The organism is Agrobacterium sp. MCAB5 (assembly GCF_052114365.1).
Taxonomy (GTDB): domain Bacteria; phylum Pseudomonadota; class Alphaproteobacteria; order Rhizobiales; family Rhizobiaceae; genus Agrobacterium; species Agrobacterium tumefaciens.
The window spans coordinates 224,832-243,931 of record NZ_JBFREP010000007.1; the positions used below are offsets into that span (position 1 = coordinate 224,832).

Genomic DNA, 19,100 nt, shown 5'->3' on the forward strand with positions numbered 1-19,100 from the left:
GCGATTGAATAGGGCTACTGCAAGAGGAAAGCACGAATTCCGCGAAATTTATCGGTGCGACCTCTTAACCGAAGGGTTTCACAACCACAAGTATGACTATGAGGATCATCAGTACCGTCGGAACCTCGTTCATCAACCGCCAGTGACGGGCAGGCCTGATATTTTCATCCCGGGCGAACCGTTTGGCACTGCGGGTGAAATAGACATGGGCGATGGTTAGAAGCACCACCAGCGCGATTTTCGCATGTAGCCAGCCGCCGGAAAAACCATAAACCGACCATGCGAGATAAAGCCCCAATATCCAGCTTATCATCATCGCCGGGTTCATGATGACCTTGATCAACCGCTGTTCCATCACCTTGAAGGTTTCGGATTGCTGCGAACCGGTGGGTGCATCGGTGTGGTAAATGAACAGGCGCGGCAGGTAAAAAATCGCCGCCATCCAGGAAATCACCGCGATGATATGAAGCGCCTTGATCCACAGATAGAGATCGGCCGGATCGGCGTAAAACAACAGCGCGACAAAAGCGGCAAAGACACCGAGCGCCATACCTGCGCGAAGGGCAGCCCTGTTTCCTGAGCGGGCGGAGGTCTGCTTCTCGCCGCTCATGCCCCGGCTCCGCCGGCACGCACCCGCTGCACCAGCCTTGCAACGTTTTCCGGATCGGCCTGCGGCGTGATGCCATGGCCGAGATTGAAGATCAGCGGGCCCTGTCCCAGAGCCTGCAGCACAGCGTCGATACCGTCCTCCAGAGCCTTGCCACCCGCCACCATCAGCATGGGGTCCAGATTGCCCTGTACCGGGCCTTCCTTCTGCAAGTCCCTTGCGAAACCGAGTGGCACCGACCAGTCGAGCCCGATGGCGTCTGCGCCCGTTTTGCGGCGATAATCCTTCAAAAGATAACCGGCCCCCTTGGCGAAGGCGATGATCTTCGCGGAGGGGCGGCGAGCGCGCACCGAAGCGAGGATACGGGCGACGGGTTTTACCGCATATTCCTCGAATTCCTTCTCGCCGAGCACCCCGGCCCAGGAGTCGAAAATCTGCACCGCATCGGCCCCGGCATCAATCTGCGCCACAAGGTAGTCGGCGGAAACCTCAGCCAGCAAGGCAAGAAGCTTTTCCATGGCTGCCGGCTCCCGATAACCGAACAACCGCGCCGGCGCCTGATCAGGCGTTCCGTGGCCGGCAATCATGTAGGTTGCAACCGTCCAGGGCGCACCGCAAAAACCGAGAAGCGTCGTCTCATCCGGTAAGGTCTGGCGCAAGCGTGAGACGGTTTCGAAAACGGGCGAAAGATGCGCAATGACATTGCTCGCATCCAGCCTGTCGATGCCATCCGCGTCGATCGGATCCATGGCCGGACCCTTTCCCTCGCTGAAGGAAACATTGCGATCAAACCCATCCGGTATCACCAGAATATCGGAAAAGAGGATAGCTGCATCAAGACCGAACCGGCGAATGGGCTGAAGGGTCACTTCGGTTGCTAGTTCGGGATTATAACAGAGATCGAGGAAACTGCCGGCGTTCTTTCGCGTTTCCCTGTACTCCGGAAGGTAACGCCCTGCTTGCCGCATCAGCCATATGGGCGGAGGTGTGACCGTCTGCCCGTTCAACACCTTTAAAACCTTACGCTCGCTCATGCCACCCAACTTCCAAAAAATAAAATCTAAGAGATTTAAAAGATTTTCTATTTCTTAGAGTCGGTGAGTAGCAAGGATTAAAATCTTTCCAGTCGATATGCCGCGGTCGGGTGTAAGCGCCAAGACCTGAACACGGCGTTTCATCGCTTCATCGCAATAAATGGGATAATAGATATTTATATAATAGTTTCAGCTATTTAAGTTCTATCCTCTGAAGCCGTTGCCTGTGGATCATCTGTGGACCGTTTTGAACAAGTTCAGAGTTTCCAGACAATTCACAGGCATGCCTGATAGCAAGGACGCCACTTGCGGATTGTGGAAAAAACCCACTTTATCCACGAGGCGGCTCGGCCCGCGGAATAATTCGGAAGTTTGTCCCGGTTTATCAACAGCGAGAGAAAAACAGCGTGGAGAACAAAAAAAGTTTCTTCCATTTGCACCTGATTTCGGACTCAACCGGAGAGACTCTCATATCGGCCGGTCGTGCCGTCTCGGCGCAGTTCCACGCTTCGATGCCGGTGGAACATGTTTATCCGATGATCAGGAACCAGAAGCAGCTCGCCCAGGTGGTGGATCTGATCGACAAGGAACCGGGCATCGTTCTTTATACGATCGTGGATCAGCAACTGGCCGAGTTCCTGGATTTGCGCTGTCACGCGATCGGGGTGCCCTGCGTCAACGTGCTCGAACCGATCATCGGCATTTTCCAGACCTATCTCGGCGCACCTTCGAGACGGCGGGTCGGGGCGCAGCACGCGCTGAACGCGGATTATTTCGCGCGGATCGAAGCGCTCAATTTTGCGATGGACCATGATGACGGGCAAATGCCGGAAAGCTATGACGAAGCCGATATCGTCATCATTGGGATCAGTCGAACGTCGAAAACACCGACAAGCATCTATCTCGCCAACAGAGGCATAAAGACCGCCAATATACCGGTCGTTCCAAACGTGCCGTTGCCGGAAAGCCTTTATGCCGCCACCCGTCCTTTGATCGTCGGTCTCGTCGCGACATCGGACCGCATATCGCAGGTACGTGAAAACCGGGAACTCGGCACGACCGGTGGATTTGACAGCGGGCGCTACACGGATCGCGCCACCATCATGGAAGAGCTGAAATATGCGCGTGCGCTCTGTGCCCGTAACAATTGGCCGCTGATCGATGTTACACGCCGCTCCATAGAGGAAACGGCCGCGGCAATCCTTGCCCTTCGCCCGAGGACACGATAATCCGGATCGCACGATTTGGAGCAGATAGTCGATGAAACAAGAGTTGATCCTCGCCTCGTCCAGCGCATCCCGTCAGATGTTGATGCGTAATGCGGGGCTGACATTTTCGGCGATCCCGGCGGATATTGACGAGCGCGCGCTCGACGAGCAGCTGGAAAAAAATGGCGCAAAGCCGGAAGAGGTTGCGCTGGAACTGGCCAAGGCCAAGGCGCTCTCGGTAAGTGCCCTGCATCCGCAAGCACTCGTTCTTGGATGCGACCAGACGATGGCGCTCGGTGCCCGGGTGTACCACAAGCCAAAAACCATGGCCGAAGCCGAGGGACATCTGCTCTCATTATCCGGCAAGGTTCATCGATTGAACAGTGCAGCCGTTCTTGCCCGCGGGGGTGATGTCGTATGGCAGACGATCTCCAGTGCTGAACTTTCGGTGCGAAATTTGAGCGCCGAATTCGTCTCCCGCCACCTGCAACGCGTGGGTGAAAAGGCCTTGAGCAGTGTTGGTGCCTATCAGCTCGAGGGCGAAGGAATCCAGCTATTTACTTCGATAGAGGGGGATTATTTCACCATTCTCGGCCTGCCGCTTCTGCCTCTCTTAATGAAACTGCGCGACATGGATGTCATCGATGGCTGATTCACGTGAAACATTAACTATAAACGCCTTCGTTGTCGGTTATCCCATCAAGCACTCCCGCTCGCCGATCATCCATTCCTACTGGCTGAAGAAATTCGGGATACCCGGCTCCTACAAGGCCATTGAGGTTGCCCCCGATGACTTCGCCGATTTCATCACGGCACTAAAGGAACAGGGACCTGGTGCAGCGGTGGGTGGCAATGTCACCATTCCGCACAAGGAAGCGGCCTTTAAGTTGGCGGATAGTCCCGACGAGCTGGCGGAGGAACTGGGTGCAGCCAATACCGTCTGGATGGAAGAGGGCAGGCTGCATGCCACCAACACGGATGGCTATGGCTTCGTTTCCAATCTCGATGAGCGCCATCCCGGATGGGAGAAAACCGACCGGGCGGTGGTGTTCGGAGCCGGCGGTGCAAGCAGGGCCGTCGTTCAGTCGCTGCGGGACCGCGGCATTGCCGAAATCCATGTCCTGAACCGCACGGTCGAACGTGCCCGTGAAATGGCCGACCGTTTCGGTGCACGGGTTTTTTCTCATCCTCAGGGCGCGCTTCATGAAGTCATGCAGGACGCCGGGTTGTTTGTGAACACGACATCGCTGGGTATGGACGGAACGGAAGCGCCCGAGATTGATTTTTCGCCGCTCGCTGCAAGTGCTGTTGTAACCGATATCGTCTATGTGCCGTTGAGAACCCCCATCCTCCAGATGGCGCAGACACAGGGTATTGCGACGGTCGATGGGCTTGGCATGCTCCTTCATCAGGCAAAACCCGGCTTTAAAAAATGGTTCGGCAAAACGCCGGAAGTTGATGACACTCTTCGTTCCCTCATCATTGAGGATATGGAGAAACATTGATGATCGTCATCGGTCTCACCGGCTCGATCGGAATGGGAAAAACGACCACGGCAAAACTGTTTGCCGCGGAAGGGATACCGGTTCTCGATTCTGATGCGGTTGTGCACGACCTGTATTCAGCAGAAGCCGTGCCGATGATCGAAGCCGCCTTTCCGGGCACGACCATTTCCGGCACGGTCGACCGTCTTGAACTCGGTAACATCCTCAGGGAGAATCCGGCTAATTTTAGCAAGCTGGAAGCAATCGTCCATCCGCTTGTTCGTGAAAGACAGGAAGCTTTTCTCCGTAAGGCGAGAGAGGAAAATCAAAATTTCGCCGTTCTCGATATCCCGCTGCTGTTTGAAACCGGCGCGGAAACGAGGGTCGATAAAATAGTCGTTGTTAGTTGCGCGCCGGAAATACAGCGCCAGCGGGTTTTGTCCCGTCCCGGAATGACGGAAGAGAAATTCGAAATGATATTGGCCCGGCAAATGCCCGATGCCGAAAAGCGCCGGCGGGCCGATTTTATCATCGATAGCGGAAATGGTGTCGAAGCCGCACGGGATCAGGTAAGAGAAATTCTGCAGAGACTAAGTGCCGGTTCGGGCAACGGAGAGAAAAATGCGTGAGATCATTTTCGATACGGAAACCACAGGCCTTGAATCGAAACTGGACCGCGTGATCGAAATCGGCGGAATCGAGCTCAACAACCATTTTCCGACCGGCCGCACATTGCATATTTATATCAACCCGGAAGATCGAAAGGTTCACCCGGACGCGCTTGCGGTGCACGGCATCACCGACGACTTCCTGAAAGACAAGCCGAAATTCGCCGAAGTCGTCGACGAAATCCGAGAATTTTTTGAAGGTGCCCGCTGGGTGGCGCATAATGCGACATTCGACATGGGTTTCATCAATGCGGAATTTGCCCGCCTCGGCATTGCGCCGGTCTCATCTGAATTGGTGACGGATACGCTTTCGCTTGCACGCCGCAAGCACCCGATGGGTCCGAATTCCCTCGACGCACTTTGCCGGCGTTACGGGATCGACAACTCCCACCGCACCAAACACGGCGCGCTTCTCGACTCCGAACTGCTCGCCGAAGTCTACATAGAAATGATTGGTGGGCGCCAGACAGCGCTCGGTTTCGGTGCCGGCTCCAAACAGCAAGCGGTCACTATCGAGGATGATGATGTTCCGCATGAGCCGCTGCAAAGGCCGCATCCTCTACCATCACGACTGGATGCGGAGACCATCGCGGCGCACGGTAAGCTCGTTCTCGGCATGGGCGACAAGGCGATCTGGAACCGTTACCAGAATTAAGTGTGCCTGGCGCTTAGATGCGCCGTTGAAAAATGACGAGAACCGTCAAATAAAAAACCCGGGCGATGAACCCGGGTTTTGTTTGGTCTGAACTCTAAAAAGAGCGGCGTCGCGTGCAATTCAGTTCGGTACGGCCTGAACCTTGGCTCTGGCCTGTTCCTCGGCAACGCGCTGCGAAAACATCTGCGCGAAATCGATCGGATCGATCATCAGCGGCGGGAAGCCACCATTGCGGGTGACATCGGCGATGATCTGGCGTGCGAAGGGGAACAGCAGGCGCGGGCACTCGATAAACAGCACCGGCAGCATATGTTCCTGCGGGAAACCGGCAATGCGGAACACGCCGCCGTAAACCAGCTCGGCTGCAAACAGAACCTTGTCGCCATCCTTGGCTTCGGCATTCAGCGTCAGCACAACGTCGAAATCCGAACCCGAAATCGGGTTTGCGTTGACATTGACATTGATGTTGATCGACGGCGCATTGTCACGAGCCTGAAGCGAACGAGGAGCACCCGGATTTTCGAAAGAAAGATCCTTGATGTACTGGGTAAGAATGTTGAGGGAAGGACTAACTGCGCCCTGTGCGCCATTTTCAGCGGTCATTACGTTTCCTCGCGGCGTGATTTCGTGGAAGGCGGTCTATCATTTCGACTTGAACCTTACAACCCTCGTGCTCTCGGCTCTCTAACCCTTTGCCATGCTTCAGGGTTTGGGCAGGTTGCGATCATCCGGCTTTTGGGACCAGGGAGAATCCTTGGGCCCTTCGCGGTGAAACTCCTCTTCGTCGAGGTCCACGACCTTGGAGCTACCCTTATTTCCCTGACCATTGCTGAACCCGGAAAAGTCACCGGGTTGCGGCCCGGTCTGGCCGCCGGGTTGACCGGACTGGCGAAATGAACCGGCCACGACGACGCGGGGTCCGAGGATCTTCCAGAAAAAACGTCTCACCGTTTTCGACAAAAGCAGGAGACCGAGTATATCGGTGATGAAACCCGGGATGAACAGCAGGATGCCCGCCGCGACGCGCATGGCGCCATTGACCAGCTCATCGGCAGGCTGGGCGCCGGTGCTTCCTGCGGCCTGAAGATTTCTCACCATGCCGATGCCGCCGAGCCGCAGGATCAGCAACCCCAGAAACGACGTGAACAGGACGAGCGCCAATGTCAGCCACAGACCGATTGTCTTGCCGACGATGATGAAACCGGCAATTTCCAGGATTGGCATCATCAGGATGACGATGGGGAGAAAGGAAAAACGCATCTTCTAGCCTTGCGTGTGCATCTCTGGCAGATTGCCGGTTCCCGAGAACACCGATGATTGAATCTGCACATTTGAATGATGATAAGATGCAGACTATATGATGTTCAGGTTTTTGAATTTAAATGGCGGTTTTGGTAAAAGATGGGCTTTAGCGACTTTATCACATTGTTTTTTCTCGTTGCAGCGGTGCTGATCTTTCTTCAGCTGCGCAGCGTTCTTGGTCGCCGAACCGGCAATGAGAAGCCGCCATTCGACCCTTACACGCCGCGCGATGTCGCGAAAGGCCCCGTCACGGACGATAACAAGGTCGTGACCCTGCCCAAACGCTCTGAGGCGGAGGACGAAAACCGCTTTGCCGAGGCGGATGCTCTGGCACCCGTCGATACTGCCTTGAATACATCCCTGCGCGAGCTGATGACCAAGGACCCGACCTTCCGCCCCAAGGAATTCCTGAACGGCGCCCGCATGGCCTATGAGATGATCGTCATGGGTTTTGCCGATGGTGACCGCAAGACGCTGAAGAACCTTCTGTCGAAGGAAGTTTTCGACGGGTTCGAGGCGGCCATTTCCGAGCGGGAAAGTCGCGGCGAGGTGGTCAAGTCCACTTTCGTGGGAATAGAGAAGGCCGATATCACCCAGGCCGGTATCCGCGATTCCGAAGAGCAGATCACGCTCAGAATAGTCAGCCAGCTGATTTCGGCCACCTATGACAAGGATGGCAAGCTGGTGGACGGCGATCCCGATGCGGTTGCGGAAGTGGACGACATCTGGACCTTCTCGCGTGATGTCCGCTCGCGCGATCCCAACTGGAAGCTGATCGCCACTGAATCCGAGCAATGAACACGCCCTTTTCGTTCGAAGAAGTTTCTTTCGGTGATCTGCCGGGATGGCAGGACGACGATCCGCGTAAGCTGTTTCCGGCGATGCGGACGATCCTGTCACATCTTCGGAATTCAAAACCCTACAGGACCGGCGCGCTGGGTCTCACCGCCGGCGAACTGGCCTCGCTTCTGGAACTGGCGGATGAGGAACAAGCGGATAGTCCCCAGCAAGCCCGCCGGTTTTTCGAGACGAATTGTGTACCTTTCAAAATTTCACCACCCGGCGGAAAACGCGGTTTTGTAACTGCCTTTTATGAACCGGAGCTTGAGGTATCGTCCGTCCGCGACGATGTCTGGAAGTATCCGGTCTACCGCCGCCCACCGGAGCTGGTGGATATCGACGACGAAAATCGCCCGAGCGGTTTTGATCCGTCCTATGCTTTTGGCAGAAAGGGCGAGGACGGCATTTCCTATTTTCCCGATCGCCGCGCGATCGATGAAGGATATCTGCAGGGCAGGGGGCTTGAGATTGCCTGGGCGAGATCGAAGGTCGATCTGTTTTTCGTCCACGTTCAGGGTGCTGCCCGTCTTCTGTTTCCTGATGGAGAGGTGAAACGTATCACCTATGCCGCCAAGGCCGGGCATCCGTTCTCGCCGATCGGCCGGTTGCTTCTGGATCGTGGGGAACTGGATCCGAAAACGATCTCTATGCAGACAATTCGCAAATGGCTCGCCGACCATCCGGATGAGGTGGATGGGGTGCTATGGCATAATCGCTCCTATATTTTTTTCCGGGAGGCTGATGTTGCCGGCCTGGATATGGGACCAATCGCCGCCGCCAAGGTGCCGCTGGTCGCGGGGCGGGCGCTTGCGGTGGACAGGCTCATCCACACCTTCGGTTTTCCCTTTTTCATCCATGCGCCGTCATTGACTCACCTGGATAATGGCAAACCCTTCGCGCGGTTAATGCTGGCGCTCGATACCGGCTCGGCCATCGTTGGCCCGGCACGCGGCGACATTTTCACCGGCTCGGGTTTCGAAGCTGGAGAACTTGCAGGCACAGTGCGCAACGACGCCGATTTCTATATGCTGTTGCCGCATGTTGCTGCGAAAAGGTATCGGCGATGAAGGGCAGTCGAAAGCTTGGCAAGGAAGAACGCATTCTGTGGGGTAAGGTCGCAAGAACAGCCCGACCCATCTCCGGCAGGCTGGAGGATTTGCTGGCTTTCGACGATATCGAGGAAGCCGCGGCGGAACCTGTCGTCCCGCAAACGGCAAACGCCGTCTTCCCAAGGATGCTCGCGGAGCCGGTGGACGTTTCGCCCTTTACGCCGGACAAGAAGCCAAAAATTCATCAACCGATGGAAAAGCCGGTTAAGCGCAAGTTGACGCGCGGGCGGTTGCCGCTGGAAGGCCGTATCGATCTGCATGGCATGTTTCAGAGCGAAGCCCATGCGGTTCTGCTCGACTTTCTATTGCGGGCGCACGAACGGGGCCTCCGGCACGTGCTCGTCATCACCGGCAAGGGTCGCTCCATCGGCAGCGATGGTGCGCTGAAAAGGGCCGTGCCCATGTGGTTCGCCAAACCGGAATATCGTTACTTGATTTCATCCTATGAGGACGCATCCGCCAATCACGGCGGCGATGGCGCTCTCTATGTCCGGTTGGCGCGCCGCAAGGGTGAAAAATCATGACGCCCTTTGCAGAAGCCGTGCGGCTGCTTCGTGAGCGCAAGGGCGTGACACAGAAGGAGATGGCAGCGGCAATCGGCGTTTCCCCCGCTTATCTCTCGGCGCTGGAGCACGGCAAACGCGGCAAACCGAGCTTCGATCTCCTCCAGCGCATCGCCGGATATTTCAACATCATCTGGGATGAGGCGGAGGAATTGTTCTTTCTCGCCGGCTCCTCCGATCCCAAGGTGGCGATCGACACGGTCGGTCTGCCGCCGCAATATACGGCTTTTGCCAATCGGCTGGCGCGGGATATTCGCAAGCTGCCGCTGAGTGTGATAGAGGAACTGTCAGCGGTGCTACAAAAAAGCCGTTCTTGCGATTGAAACCCCTCTATCCCCTGCTTTATGCAGCGTTCTGAGGCATGTGGCCTTTGGGATTGAGTGTAGAATTTCTATAGTCGTATGTCGGATTTGAGTGATTCGCGGGCTTCAGGCCTTCTCACTGAAAACTTGGCCAGGAAATTTTGGAAAGAGTACTTATGACCGAAACATCGTCAAGCGAAGTCGGCGCCAACACTGAATACGGAGCCGATTCGATCAAGGTCCTCAAGGGTCTTGATGCTGTGCGCAAACGGCCCGGCATGTATATCGGCGATACCGATGACGGCTCCGGTCTGCATCACATGGTCTACGAGGTGGTCGACAACGCCATCGACGAGGCGCTCGCGGGTCATGCCGATCTGGTGACGGTGACGCTGAACGCCGATGGTTCGGTGACGGTAACGGACAACGGACGCGGCATTCCGACTGATATCCATTCTTCCGAAGGCGTTTCCGCCGCGGAAGTCATCATGACCCAGCTTCATGCGGGTGGAAAATTCGACCAGAACTCCTACAAGGTTTCCGGCGGTCTGCATGGCGTGGGCGTTTCGGTCGTAAATGCGCTTTCGGTTTGGCTGAAGCTCAGAATCCGCCGCAATGGCAAGCTGCACGAAATCGGCTTCACCCATGGGGTTGCCGATGCTCCGCTCTCGGTCATTGGCGAATATGAAGGCCGCTCCGGCACGGAAGTCACCTTCCTGGCGAGCCCCGACACCTTCACCATGACGGATTATGATTTTGGTACGCTGGAGCATCGCCTGCGCGAACTGGCGTTTTTGAATTCCGGTGTTCGTATCGTGCTCACCGACAAGCGTCATTCTGATATCAAGCAGGAAGAGTTGCTCTACGATGGTGGTCTTGAAGCCTTCGTGCGTTATCTCGACCGGGCCAAGAAACCGCTGGTGGACAAGCCGGTGGCCATTCATGGCGAAAAGGACGGCATCACGGTTGAGGTCGCGCTCTGGTGGAACGACAGCTACCACGAAAATGTGCTCTGCTTCACCAACAACATTCCCCAGCGCGACGGCGGCACCCATATGGCCGGCTTCCGCGCGGCGCTCACGCGTCAGATGACATCCTATGCCGAGACTTCCGGCATCATGAAAAGGGAAAAGGTCAGCTTGCAGGGTGAGGACTGCCGCGAAGGACTGACGGCAATTCTTTCCGTCAAGGTTCCCGACCCCAAGTTTTCTTCGCAGACGAAGGACAAGCTCGTTTCGTCTGAAGTGCGCCCTGTCGTGGAAAGTCTCGTCAATGAGGCCCTGTCCACCTGGCTCGAGGAACATCCGTCCGACGCCAAGATCCTTGTCGGCAAGGTGGTGGAAGCGGCCATTGCCCGTGAAGCCGCCCGCAAGGCGCGCGAACTGACGCGCCGCAAGGGTGCGCTCGATATCGCCTCTCTGCCCGGCAAGCTCGCCGATTGTTCCGAACGCGATCCGGCAAAATCCGAACTCTTCCTCGTCGAGGGTGACTCCGCAGGCGGTTCGGCCAAGCAGGGCCGCTCGCGCGAAACGCAGGCCATCCTGCCACTACGCGGTAAGATCCTTAACGTTGAGCGCGCCCGTTTCGACAAGATGCTGTCCAGCCAGGAAATCGGCACGCTGATCACCGCGCTCGGCACGTCGATCGGCAAGGACGAATTCAACGCAGACAAGCTGCGCTACCACAAGATCATCATCATGACGGATGCTGACGTCGACGGCGCCCACATTCGTACCCTGCTGTTGACCTTCTTCTTCCGCCAGATGCCGGAACTGATCGAGCGTGGCCATCTCTATATCGCCCAGCCGCCGCTTTATAAGGTGACGCGCGGCAAATCCGTGCAGTACCTCAAGGATGAGAAGGCGCTGGAAGAATATCTGATCTCGATGGGCATCGAGGATACGTCGCTGACGCTCGGCTCTGGCGAAGTACGCATAGGCGCTGACCTTCGTGAGGTCATTCTCGATGCGGTGCGCATGCGCACGCTGATCGACGGTCTGCATTCCCGCTACAGCCGCTCCATCGTGGAACAGGCCGCCATTGCGGGTGCCCTGAACCCCGAGCTTTCGGCCGATGCTGCCCGTGCCCAGGAAACCGTTGCCGAAGTGGCCCGGCGTCTGGACATGATCGCGGAAGAAACCGAACGCGGCTGGTCCGGCCTGGTGCTGGAAGATGGCGGCTTGCGCTTCGAGCGCATGGTACGCGGTGTCAAGGAAATCTCGACGCTCGATATGGGCCTGATCGGTTCGGTCGATGCCCGTCATATCGATCAGCTCGCGGCCCGCACGCGCGATATTTACGTCACTCCGCCGGTTCTGCAACGCAAGGACGGCACTATGGAACTGGCCGGACCGCGTGCGCTTCTGGATGCTATTTTCGCCGCCGGCCGCAAGGGTCTTTCCATGCAGCGTTACAAGGGTCTCGGTGAAATGAACGCCGAGCAGCTGTGGGAAACCACACTCGACGCCAATGTGCGTTCGCTGCTGCAGGTCAAGGTCAACGATGCCACGGATGCCGATGGTCTGTTTTCGCGCCTGATGGGCGATGAGGTGGAACCGCGCCGCGACTTCATTCAGGAAAATGCGCTCAGCGTTGCCAATCTCGACATTTAATCCTGTGGGACGTCTCGCGTGACGATTCACGTGAAACGAAACTTTAACGAAAGGCCCGGCGGTCAATTTCCGCCGGGCCTTTTGTCATCTGTGTTGTCGGATATCAATCGGCCTTGCCGGTGAACCGCCCCTTGAAAGCTACGTCCGAAAGGGGGAGACGCTTGCTGGGCACTTCCCGTTCTGCCAGATCGTCAGGAAGAACAGCCTTGTCGGTCAATGTGCCGATGGCAACTGCGGCCTCCACCTTATATCCATCCGGAACATCAAGCTTTTCCACGATCTGGTCTTTAAATATGCCTGCCATGCCATGGGCGTGGTAACCGAGCAGATGCGCCTGCATTGCAAGTGAAAACCATGCCGCACCGGCATCGAAGGAATGGGTCGCTGAAGGTTTTTTCTCACCCTCTCGTGAAATGTTGTGGTCGCGGGAAAGTATGAAGAGTAGCACCGAGGCATTTTTTGCCCAGCGCTGGTTTCCTTCCATCAGCAGTTCCACGAAGAGCGGCCAATCCTCGCTATCCTTGTGCGCGTAGACAAACCGCCACGGTTGCTGGTTGGATGCCGATGGCGCCCAATGCGCGGCATCGAGAATGGTCAGCAGATGCTCGTTTGGCATCGCATCTCCATCGAATGCGCGCGGAGACCAGCGATCGAGGAAGAGTGGATCGACGGGATATTCGGATTGCCGGGAATTGCTGTTTGTCACGGGCCTGTCCTTTTGATTGTCGGGAGGGAAAAGGTATTTTTCGAAAGTCGAAGCAGTCAAGGGGTGACAAGTATGAATGTATCGTTCATATATGCATCACCTTGTCTGACAACCGGGAGAGAGTTCCATGAAATTGATGCGCGTTGGCCAGCCTGGCCAGGAAAAACCTGCGATCCTCGACGCGGAAGGAAAAGTCCGCGATCTGTCTGCTCATGTCAAAGACATCGGCGGTGAAGCCATTTCTCCGGAAGGCCTGAAGAAGATTGCCGCCATCGACCTCGGCACTCTTCCCGTTATCTCCGAAGAGCGCATTGGCGCTTGTGTTGCCGGAACCGGAAAATTCATCTGCATCGGCCTCAATTTCTCTGACCACGCCGCTGAAACCGGTGCGACCGTACCGCCGGAACCGGTCATTTTCATGAAGGCGACCTCGGCAATCGTCGGTCCGAACGATAACGTTGTCATTCCGCGCGGTTCTGAGAAGACCGACTGGGAAGTCGAACTCGGCGTCGTCATCGGCAAGACCGCGAAATATGTATCTGAGGCCGATGCTCTCGACTACGTCGCCGGTTATTGCGTTTCGCACGATGTTTCTGAGCGCGCTTTCCAGACGGAGCGTGCCGGACAGTGGACCAAGGGTAAATCCTGCGACACCTTCGGTCCGATCGGCCCCTGGCTGGTCACGAAGGACGAAATCACCGATCCGCAGAACCTCGGAATGTGGCTGAAGGTCAACGGCCAGACAATGCAGGACGGCTCCAGCAAGACCATGGTTTACGGCGTCGCGCATGTCGTTTCCTATCTCAGCCAGTTCATGTCTCTCCATCCCGGCGACGTCATTTCCACCGGCACGCCTCCGGGCGTCGGCATGGGCCAGAAGCCCCCGCGTTACCTCAAGACGGGCGATGTCGTTGAACTCGGCATTGAAGGCCTCGGTTCCCAGAAACAGACCTTCGTTGCCGACATCTGATTATCAACAAACGTTCAACTGAAATTGAGGCGCCGGAGGGAAACCACCGGCGCCTTCGATTTTGTGCAGTTGCGAAAAGCTGCTATGGTCAAAAAAAGAGCTTGATCCGCGAGGAGGCGTAATCAGTGTTCTACCACCTCTATGAAATGAACCATGCGGCGATGGCGCCACTGCGCGCCGGTGCCGATATGATGCGCCAGGCATGCAGCAATCCTTTGAACCCGCTTTCCAGCACCGCCTTCGGGCGAAGCCTCGATGCAGGCTTTGAGGTATTCGAGCGCCTGACGCGCCGTTACATCAAGCCGGAGTTCGGTTTGGCGACTACCACCGTCGATGACCGGACCGTTGCCGTCACTGAAGAGATCATCTGGTCGCGTCCCTTCTGCAATCTCGTTCATTTCAAAAAAGAACTCGATACGGCCCGCAAACCAGATCCGAAGGTGCTGCTGGTGGCGCCTATGTCAGGCCACTACGCCACATTGCTGCGGGGAACGGTCGAGGCGCTGCTGCCATCGGCGGATATCTATATCACCGATTGGATCGATGCCCGCATGGTGCCAGTCACCGAAGGGACATTCGATCTCGACGATTACATCAGCTACGTCATCGATATGCTGCGCGAGATCGGGCCTGGCGCCCATGTGGTTGCTGTTTGTCAGCCCTCGGTTCCGGTTCTGGCCGCAGTGTCCCTGATGGAAGCCGATGGTGACGGTTTCGCGCCTGCATCCATGACGCTGATGGGCGGTCCGATCGATACGCGCATCAATCCCACAGCTGTCAACGGTCTGGCCACGGCCAAGCCAATCGAATGGTTCCGCGACAATGTCGTCATGCAGGTACCGTGGCCGCAGCCGGCTTTTGGCCGGAATGTCTATCCCGGCTTCCTGCAATTATCCGGCTTCATGTCCATGAACCTCGACAAGCACATGACGGCACACAAGGATTTCTACCTGAACCTCGTCAAGAACGACGGCGATTCCGCTGAGAAGCATCGCGATTTTTACGATGAATATCTGGCCGTGATGGATTTGACGGCGGAGTTCTACCTGCAGACAGTGGAAACCGTCTTCATCGAACACGCGCTTCCCAAGGGAAACATGCAGCATAGGGGCAGGGCGGTCGATCCCGCTGCCATTCGTAACGTCGCGCTGTTCACCGTGGAAGGCGAAAACGACGATATTTCCGGTGTGGGCCAGACCAAAGCCGCGCACGATCTTTGCCGGAACATCCCCGATGAAAAGCGTGCGCACTACATGCAGCCCGACGTCGGTCACTACGGCGTTTTCAACGGGTCGCGTTTCCGCAAGGAGATTGTGCCGCGCATGGTGGAATTCATTCGCAAGAACCAGACTGTCTAGCGCTGGAAGCCAGGCGATGCCGCGCATTTGCGTGGCCAAGCCGGTGTCGAATCGGCTATGAACCATTCATGTTTTCGTTCCTCAGAAAATCCGTGAAGTCGCCGGCGCCGAAAAAGGTAGCGCCCAGCCAGCGCACCGTCGAGGTGGCTGGCCGTCATGTGCCCATTACGGTGAAGGAAAATTCGCGCGCCACGCGCATCACCTTGCGCATCGAACCCGGCGGCCGGGCTCTGAAGGTGACGATCCCGATGGGGCTTCACCATGGCCAGGTGGATGATTTTCTCGAAAGGCATCAGGGCTGGATTGAAGGCAAGCTTTCGAAAATCAGCCCAGATGACGGTTTGCGTCATGGTGCGTCGGTTGATATTCGCGGCGTATCCCATCGCATCCATCACACTGGCAGCCTGCGTGGCCTGACTCATATCTCCAAAGACGAGGACGGCACCGCGGTATTGAAAGTCAGCGGAGCGCCCGAACACCTGCGCAGACGGGTGGCCATGTTTTTGAAAAAGGAAGCGAAGGCTGATCTGGAGAGGCTTGTTGCGGTTCACGCGAGCGCGGCCGGAAAGCCCGTGCGATCCATCAGCATGAAGGACACCCGCAGCCGCTGGGGTTCGTGTTCCCATGATGGAAATCTGAGTTTCTCGTGGCGTATCGTCATGGCTCCGGAAAAGGTCATCGATTATCTCGCAGCTCACGAGGTTGCGCATCTGCGGGAAATGAACCACGGCCCGAAATTCTGGGCCCTGTGCGAAAAACTCTGCCCGCATACGCAGGAAGCCAAGGAATGGCTGAAACGTCACGGCTCTAAACTCCACGCCATCGATTTTGATTGAAAGTGGAGACGTGCATCGCCATCTGGATTCACGTGAAACATTCCATGGAAAACGGGTGCGATTTGGCTCGACTCTTGTCGCATTTCGTGTCAGGTCGCGGGTATGAAACCGGATATCAAGATTTGCGGATTGAAGACACCGGAAGCGCTGGAGCGTGCCGTCAGGCGCGGCGCCTCCCATGTCGGCTTTATTTTCTTTGAAAAGAGCCCCCGCAACATCGAGCCCGATATCGCCGGCAGGCTGGCGGAAGCCGCCCGTGGCGCCGCAAAGGTGGTCGCCGTTACCGTCAATGCCGACAATGATGATCTGGACGAGATCGTTGATCTGCTGAGACCGGATATTCTGCAATTGCACGGCAGTGAAAGCCCGGAGAGGGTGCTGAACATCAAAGCACTCTACGGCCTTCCGGTAATGAAGGCGCTTTCCGTTCGCGACGCCGCTGATCTTGCCAAGATTGATCCCTATATAGGCATAGCCGACCGTTTCCTGCTGGATGCCAAGGCGCCTGCGGGTTCCGATTTGCCGGGCGGCAACGGAGTAACCTTCGACTGGACCATCCTGCGCTCTCTTGACGGAAGTATCGATTACATGCTTTCCGGGGGATTGAACAAGGACAATGTCGCGGAGGCTCTGGCCGAAACCGGAGCTGGCGGACTGGATTTGTCGTCCGGTGTGGAGAGCGCGCCGGGCGTCAAGGATCTTGCGATGATTGATGCATTCTTCGATGTGGTGAATGATTGGTCGAAAGGCCCAAAGGGAGCTTGAAGTGAACGACGCGCCAACACCCAATTCTTTCCGCGCCGGTCCCGATGAGGACGGCCGTTTTGGCATTTACGGAGGCCGCTTCGTTGCTGAAACGCTGATGCCGCTTATTCTGGATTTGCAGGCGGAGTGGGAGAAGGCAAAGACCGATCCCGAATTTCAGGCAGAACTCAAATATCTCGGCGCTCATTACACTGGCCGCCCGAGCCCGCTTTATTTCGCGGAACGCCTGACGGCCGAACTGGGCGGCGCCAAGATCTATTTCAAGCGCGAAGAGCTGAATCACACCGGCTCGCACAAGATCAACAATTGCCTTGGCCAGATCCTGCTTGCGAAGCGCATGGGCAAGACCCGTATCATTGCCGAAACCGGTGCCGGCCAGCACGGCGTTGCCTCGGCGACCGTCGCCGCACGCTTCGGCCTGCCCTGCGTCGTTTATATGGGCGCGACGGATGTTGCCCGCCAGGCGCCGAATGTTTTCCGCATGAAGCTTCTGGGCGCTGAGGTAAAGCCGGTAACGGCTGGCCACGGCACTCTGAAAGACGCCATGAACGAGGCGCTGCGCGATTGGGTCACCAATGTCGACGACACCTATTACCTGATCGGCACGGCTGCCGGCCCGCATCCCTATCCGGAAATGGTTCGCGATTTCCAGGCCGTCATCGGTGAGGAAGCAAAGGCACAGATGCTGGAGGCGGAGGGCCGTCTTCCGGATATGGTCATTGCGGCTGTTGGCGGTGGCTCGAATGCCATCGGCATCTTCCATCCTTTCCTTGATGACAAGAGTGTCCGTATCGTCGGCGTCGAGGCTGGCGGCAGGGGTCTTTCGGGTGAGGAGCATTGCGCTTCGATCACGGCCGGTTCGCCGGGGGTTCTGCACGGAAACCGCACCTACCTTCTTCAGGATGCGGATGGCCAGATCAAGGAAGGCCATTCCATCTCCGCAGGTCTCGATTATCCCGGCATCGGCCCTGAGCATTCCTGGCTGAACGATATCGGCCGCGTGGAATATGTACCGATCATGGACCATGAGGCGCTGGACGCCTTCCAGATGCTGACGCGCCTCGAAGGCATCATTCCCGCTCTGGAGCCAAGCCACGCGCTGGCGGAAGTCATCAAGCGCGCACCGAAGATGGGCAAGGATGAGATCATCCTGATGAATCTTTCGGGTCGTGGGGACAAGGATGTCCACACCGTCAGCAAGTTCCTCGGAATGGAAATGTAAGACCATGACTGCACGTATGGACAAGCGCTTTGCCGATCTGCGCGCTGAAAACCGCCCGGCTCTGATTACCTATTTCATGGGCGGCGACCCGGATTTCGAAACCTCGCTCGGCATCATGAAGGCCCTGCCGGAAGCAGGCGCCGACGTTATCGAGCTCGGCATGCCGTTTTCCGACCCGATGGCGGATGGCCCGGCGATCCAGCTGGCAGGACAGCGCGCGCTGAAAGGCGGCCAGACGCTGAAAACCACGCTCGATCTCGCCCGCGAGTTCCGCAAGGAAGACGACGCGACCCCGATCGTGATGATGGGATATTACAATCCGATCTACATCTACGGCGTCGACAAATTTCTGGACGATGCGTTGGCGGCTGGCGTCGATGGTCTGATCGTGGTCGATCTGCCGCCTGAAATGGATGATGAGCTCTGCGTGCCCGCCTTGGCGCGCGGCGTGAATTTCATCCGTCTCGCCACGCCGACGACGGATGGCAAGCGCTTGCCGACCGTTCTTAAAAATACCTCAGGTTTCGTTTATTACGTATCGATGAACGGCATTACCGGTTCCGCGCTGCCCGATCCCTCGTTGATCTCTGGTGCGGTCGGTCGTATCAAGGCGCATACTGAACTGCCGGTTTGCGTCGGTTTTGGTGTCAAGACGGCCGATCATGCCAAAGCGATCGGTGCCGTGGCGGATGGCGTGGTGGTCGGTTCGGCCATCGTCAACCAGATTGCCGGCAGTCTGACGAAGGACGGGCAGGCAACCGCCGATACCGTGCCATCCGTCACGACGCTGGTAAAAGGACTTTCAACGGGCGTGCGTGCGTCGCGCCTTGCCGCTGCGGAATAAGCGCGCGGCCCAGTC

At 57.0% G+C, this 19,100-nt stretch carries 21 protein-coding genes; 16 read left to right on the top strand and 5 right to left on the bottom strand.

Annotated elements, in window-relative coordinates; genetic code table 11:
* Positions 1-64: 64 nt before the first annotated feature.
* On the bottom strand, positions 65-610 hold the full coding sequence (gene hemJ, locus AB4Z23_RS17390; protein ID WP_026330887.1) for a protoporphyrinogen oxidase HemJ: 546 nt from the start codon (positions 608-610) through the stop codon (positions 65-67).
* Positions 607-1,641 (bottom strand): uroporphyrinogen decarboxylase, encoded by a 1,035-nt coding sequence (gene hemE / locus AB4Z23_RS17395; protein WP_421415193.1) that lies wholly within the window; start codon positions 1,639-1,641, stop codon positions 607-609. Before hemE ends, hemJ begins: the two co-directional genes overlap by 4 nt.
* 407 nt (positions 1,642-2,048) lie before the next feature.
* Between hemE and AB4Z23_RS17400 the strand changes: the two genes are divergently transcribed.
* From AB4Z23_RS17400 to dnaQ, 5 genes are read left to right on the top strand one after another with little or no spacing between them, the layout of a single operon-like run.
* Positions 2,049-2,870 carry a pyruvate, water dikinase regulatory protein gene (locus AB4Z23_RS17400; protein WP_421476901.1) on the top strand — a complete coding sequence of 274 codons (822 nt, stop codon included), beginning with the start codon at positions 2,049-2,051 and terminating at the stop codon, positions 2,868-2,870.
* Between the two features lie 31 nt (positions 2,871-2,901).
* The gene (locus AB4Z23_RS17405; RefSeq protein ID WP_421415195.1) at positions 2,902-3,501 is read left to right on the top strand and encodes a Maf-like protein; all 600 of its coding nucleotides are present in this window, start codon (positions 2,902-2,904) and stop codon (positions 3,499-3,501) included.
* The gene (locus AB4Z23_RS17410) at positions 3,494-4,354 is read left to right on the top strand and encodes a shikimate dehydrogenase (protein ID WP_421415197.1); all 861 of its coding nucleotides are present in this window, start codon (positions 3,494-3,496) and stop codon (positions 4,352-4,354) included. The genes AB4Z23_RS17405 and AB4Z23_RS17410 overlap by 8 nt, the downstream gene beginning before the upstream one ends.
* Positions 4,354-4,962 carry a dephospho-CoA kinase gene (coaE, locus tag AB4Z23_RS17415; RefSeq protein ID WP_441360361.1) on the top strand — a complete coding sequence of 203 codons (609 nt, stop codon included), beginning with the start codon at positions 4,354-4,356 and terminating at the stop codon, positions 4,960-4,962. Before AB4Z23_RS17410 ends, coaE begins: the two co-directional genes overlap by 1 nt.
* Positions 4,955-5,656: a DNA polymerase III subunit epsilon gene (gene dnaQ, locus AB4Z23_RS17420; RefSeq protein ID WP_025594721.1), complete on the top strand. Its 702-nt coding sequence runs from the start codon at positions 4,955-4,957 to the stop codon at positions 5,654-5,656. Before coaE ends, dnaQ begins: the two co-directional genes overlap by 8 nt.
* A gap of 120 nt (positions 5,657-5,776) precedes the next feature.
* Here the strand turns inward: dnaQ and secB are convergent, their stop codons facing one another.
* Both secB and AB4Z23_RS17430 read right to left on the bottom strand, forming a co-directional pair.
* Positions 5,777-6,259, bottom strand: coding sequence for a protein-export chaperone SecB (gene secB / locus AB4Z23_RS17425; protein WP_003516359.1), 483 nt, complete (start codon positions 6,257-6,259; stop codon positions 5,777-5,779).
* 99 nt (positions 6,260-6,358) lie between these two features.
* Positions 6,359-6,916, bottom strand: coding sequence for an FxsA family protein (locus AB4Z23_RS17430; protein WP_441360362.1), 558 nt, complete (start codon positions 6,914-6,916; stop codon positions 6,359-6,361).
* Between the two features lie 141 nt (positions 6,917-7,057).
* On the opposite strand from AB4Z23_RS17430, the gene AB4Z23_RS17435 reads away from it, so the two are divergent.
* The 5 genes from AB4Z23_RS17435 (at position 7,058) to gyrB (ending at position 12,384) form a co-directional block, all read left to right on the top strand.
* On the top strand, positions 7,058-7,756 hold the full coding sequence (locus AB4Z23_RS17435) for a Tim44/TimA family putative adaptor protein (RefSeq protein ID WP_003516349.1): 699 nt from the start codon (positions 7,058-7,060) through the stop codon (positions 7,754-7,756).
* Positions 7,753-8,865 (top strand): murein transglycosylase A, encoded by a 1,113-nt coding sequence (mltA, locus tag AB4Z23_RS17440; RefSeq protein WP_421476895.1) that lies wholly within the window; start codon positions 7,753-7,755, stop codon positions 8,863-8,865. Before AB4Z23_RS17435 ends, mltA begins: the two co-directional genes overlap by 4 nt.
* Positions 8,862-9,431, top strand: coding sequence for a Smr/MutS family protein (locus AB4Z23_RS17445; protein ID WP_013635178.1), 570 nt, complete (start codon positions 8,862-8,864; stop codon positions 9,429-9,431). Before mltA ends, AB4Z23_RS17445 begins: the two co-directional genes overlap by 4 nt.
* Positions 9,428-9,793, top strand: a complete 366-nt coding sequence (locus tag AB4Z23_RS17450; RefSeq protein WP_003516346.1) for a helix-turn-helix domain-containing protein — start codon at positions 9,428-9,430, stop codon at positions 9,791-9,793. Before AB4Z23_RS17445 ends, AB4Z23_RS17450 begins: the two co-directional genes overlap by 4 nt.
* A 155-nt stretch (positions 9,794-9,948) precedes the next feature.
* On the top strand, positions 9,949-12,384 hold the full coding sequence (gene gyrB, locus AB4Z23_RS17455) for a DNA topoisomerase (ATP-hydrolyzing) subunit B (RefSeq protein ID WP_013635179.1): 2,436 nt from the start codon (positions 9,949-9,951) through the stop codon (positions 12,382-12,384).
* Positions 12,385-12,487: 103 nt separating this feature from the next.
* Here gyrB and AB4Z23_RS17460 read toward each other — a convergent pair whose 3' ends face one another.
* The gene (locus AB4Z23_RS17460; RefSeq protein ID WP_025594729.1) at positions 12,488-13,090 is read right to left on the bottom strand and encodes a nitroreductase family protein; all 603 of its coding nucleotides are present in this window, start codon (positions 13,088-13,090) and stop codon (positions 12,488-12,490) included.
* 127 nt (positions 13,091-13,217) lie between these two features.
* Between AB4Z23_RS17460 and AB4Z23_RS17465 the strand changes: the two genes are divergently transcribed.
* From AB4Z23_RS17465 to trpA, 6 genes are all read left to right on the top strand, one after another.
* Positions 13,218-14,060, top strand: a complete 843-nt coding sequence (locus AB4Z23_RS17465) for a fumarylacetoacetate hydrolase family protein (RefSeq protein WP_019565943.1) — start codon at positions 13,218-13,220, stop codon at positions 14,058-14,060.
* Between the two features lie 125 nt (positions 14,061-14,185).
* Positions 14,186-15,418, top strand: coding sequence for a polyhydroxyalkanoate depolymerase (locus tag AB4Z23_RS17470; RefSeq protein ID WP_080799943.1), 1,233 nt, complete (start codon positions 14,186-14,188; stop codon positions 15,416-15,418).
* Between the two features lie 68 nt (positions 15,419-15,486).
* The gene (locus tag AB4Z23_RS17475; protein WP_421476892.1) at positions 15,487-16,254 is read left to right on the top strand and encodes a M48 family metallopeptidase; all 768 of its coding nucleotides are present in this window, start codon (positions 15,487-15,489) and stop codon (positions 16,252-16,254) included.
* 102 nt (positions 16,255-16,356) lie between these two features.
* A complete protein-coding gene (locus AB4Z23_RS17480) occupies positions 16,357-17,019 on the top strand; it encodes a phosphoribosylanthranilate isomerase (protein WP_003516340.1) in 663 nt (220 codons plus the stop codon).
* Position 17,020: 1 nt separating this feature from the next.
* Positions 17,021-18,241 (top strand): tryptophan synthase subunit beta, encoded by a 1,221-nt coding sequence (gene trpB, locus AB4Z23_RS17485; RefSeq protein WP_019565940.1) that lies wholly within the window; start codon positions 17,021-17,023, stop codon positions 18,239-18,241.
* A 4-nt stretch (positions 18,242-18,245) separates the two neighbouring features.
* On the top strand, positions 18,246-19,085 hold the full coding sequence (gene trpA, locus AB4Z23_RS17490) for a tryptophan synthase subunit alpha (RefSeq protein ID WP_003516338.1): 840 nt from the start codon (positions 18,246-18,248) through the stop codon (positions 19,083-19,085).
* Positions 19,086-19,100 lie beyond the last annotated feature (15 nt).

What these genes read in the sequence shown, in the direction of transcription:
- secB (WP_003516359.1), bottom strand. Translation starts at nt 6,259, where the DNA reads ATGACCGCTGAAAATGGCGCACAGGGCGCAGTTAGTCCTTCCCTCAAC.
- trpA (WP_003516338.1), top strand. Translation starts at nt 18,246, where the DNA reads ATGACTGCACGTATGGACAAGCGCTTTGCCGATCTGCGCGCTGAAAAC.
- mltA (WP_421476895.1), top strand. Translation starts at nt 7,753, where the DNA reads ATGAACACGCCCTTTTCGTTCGAAGAAGTTTCTTTCGGTGATCTGCCG.
- AB4Z23_RS17445 (WP_013635178.1), top strand. Translation starts at nt 8,862, where the DNA reads ATGAAGGGCAGTCGAAAGCTTGGCAAGGAAGAACGCATTCTGTGGGGT.
- AB4Z23_RS17475 (WP_421476892.1), top strand. Translation starts at nt 15,487, where the DNA reads ATGTTTTCGTTCCTCAGAAAATCCGTGAAGTCGCCGGCGCCGAAAAAG.
- dnaQ (WP_025594721.1), top strand. Translation starts at nt 4,955, where the DNA reads ATGCGTGAGATCATTTTCGATACGGAAACCACAGGCCTTGAATCGAAA.
- AB4Z23_RS17480 (WP_003516340.1), top strand. Translation starts at nt 16,357, where the DNA reads ATGAAACCGGATATCAAGATTTGCGGATTGAAGACACCGGAAGCGCTG.
- hemJ (WP_026330887.1), bottom strand. Translation starts at nt 610, where the DNA reads ATGAGCGGCGAGAAGCAGACCTCCGCCCGCTCAGGAAACAGGGCTGCC.
- coaE (WP_441360361.1), top strand. Translation starts at nt 4,354, where the DNA reads ATGATCGTCATCGGTCTCACCGGCTCGATCGGAATGGGAAAAACGACC.
- AB4Z23_RS17435 (WP_003516349.1), top strand. Translation starts at nt 7,058, where the DNA reads ATGGGCTTTAGCGACTTTATCACATTGTTTTTTCTCGTTGCAGCGGTG.
- gyrB (WP_013635179.1), top strand. Translation starts at nt 9,949, where the DNA reads ATGACCGAAACATCGTCAAGCGAAGTCGGCGCCAACACTGAATACGGA.
- hemE (WP_421415193.1), bottom strand. Translation starts at nt 1,641, where the DNA reads ATGAGCGAGCGTAAGGTTTTAAAGGTGTTGAACGGGCAGACGGTCACA.
- AB4Z23_RS17450 (WP_003516346.1), top strand. Translation starts at nt 9,428, where the DNA reads ATGACGCCCTTTGCAGAAGCCGTGCGGCTGCTTCGTGAGCGCAAGGGC.
- AB4Z23_RS17410 (WP_421415197.1), top strand. Translation starts at nt 3,494, where the DNA reads ATGGCTGATTCACGTGAAACATTAACTATAAACGCCTTCGTTGTCGGT.
- AB4Z23_RS17405 (WP_421415195.1), top strand. Translation starts at nt 2,902, where the DNA reads ATGAAACAAGAGTTGATCCTCGCCTCGTCCAGCGCATCCCGTCAGATG.
- AB4Z23_RS17430 (WP_441360362.1), bottom strand. Translation starts at nt 6,916, where the DNA reads ATGCGTTTTTCCTTTCTCCCCATCGTCATCCTGATGATGCCAATCCTG.
- AB4Z23_RS17465 (WP_019565943.1), top strand. Translation starts at nt 13,218, where the DNA reads ATGAAATTGATGCGCGTTGGCCAGCCTGGCCAGGAAAAACCTGCGATC.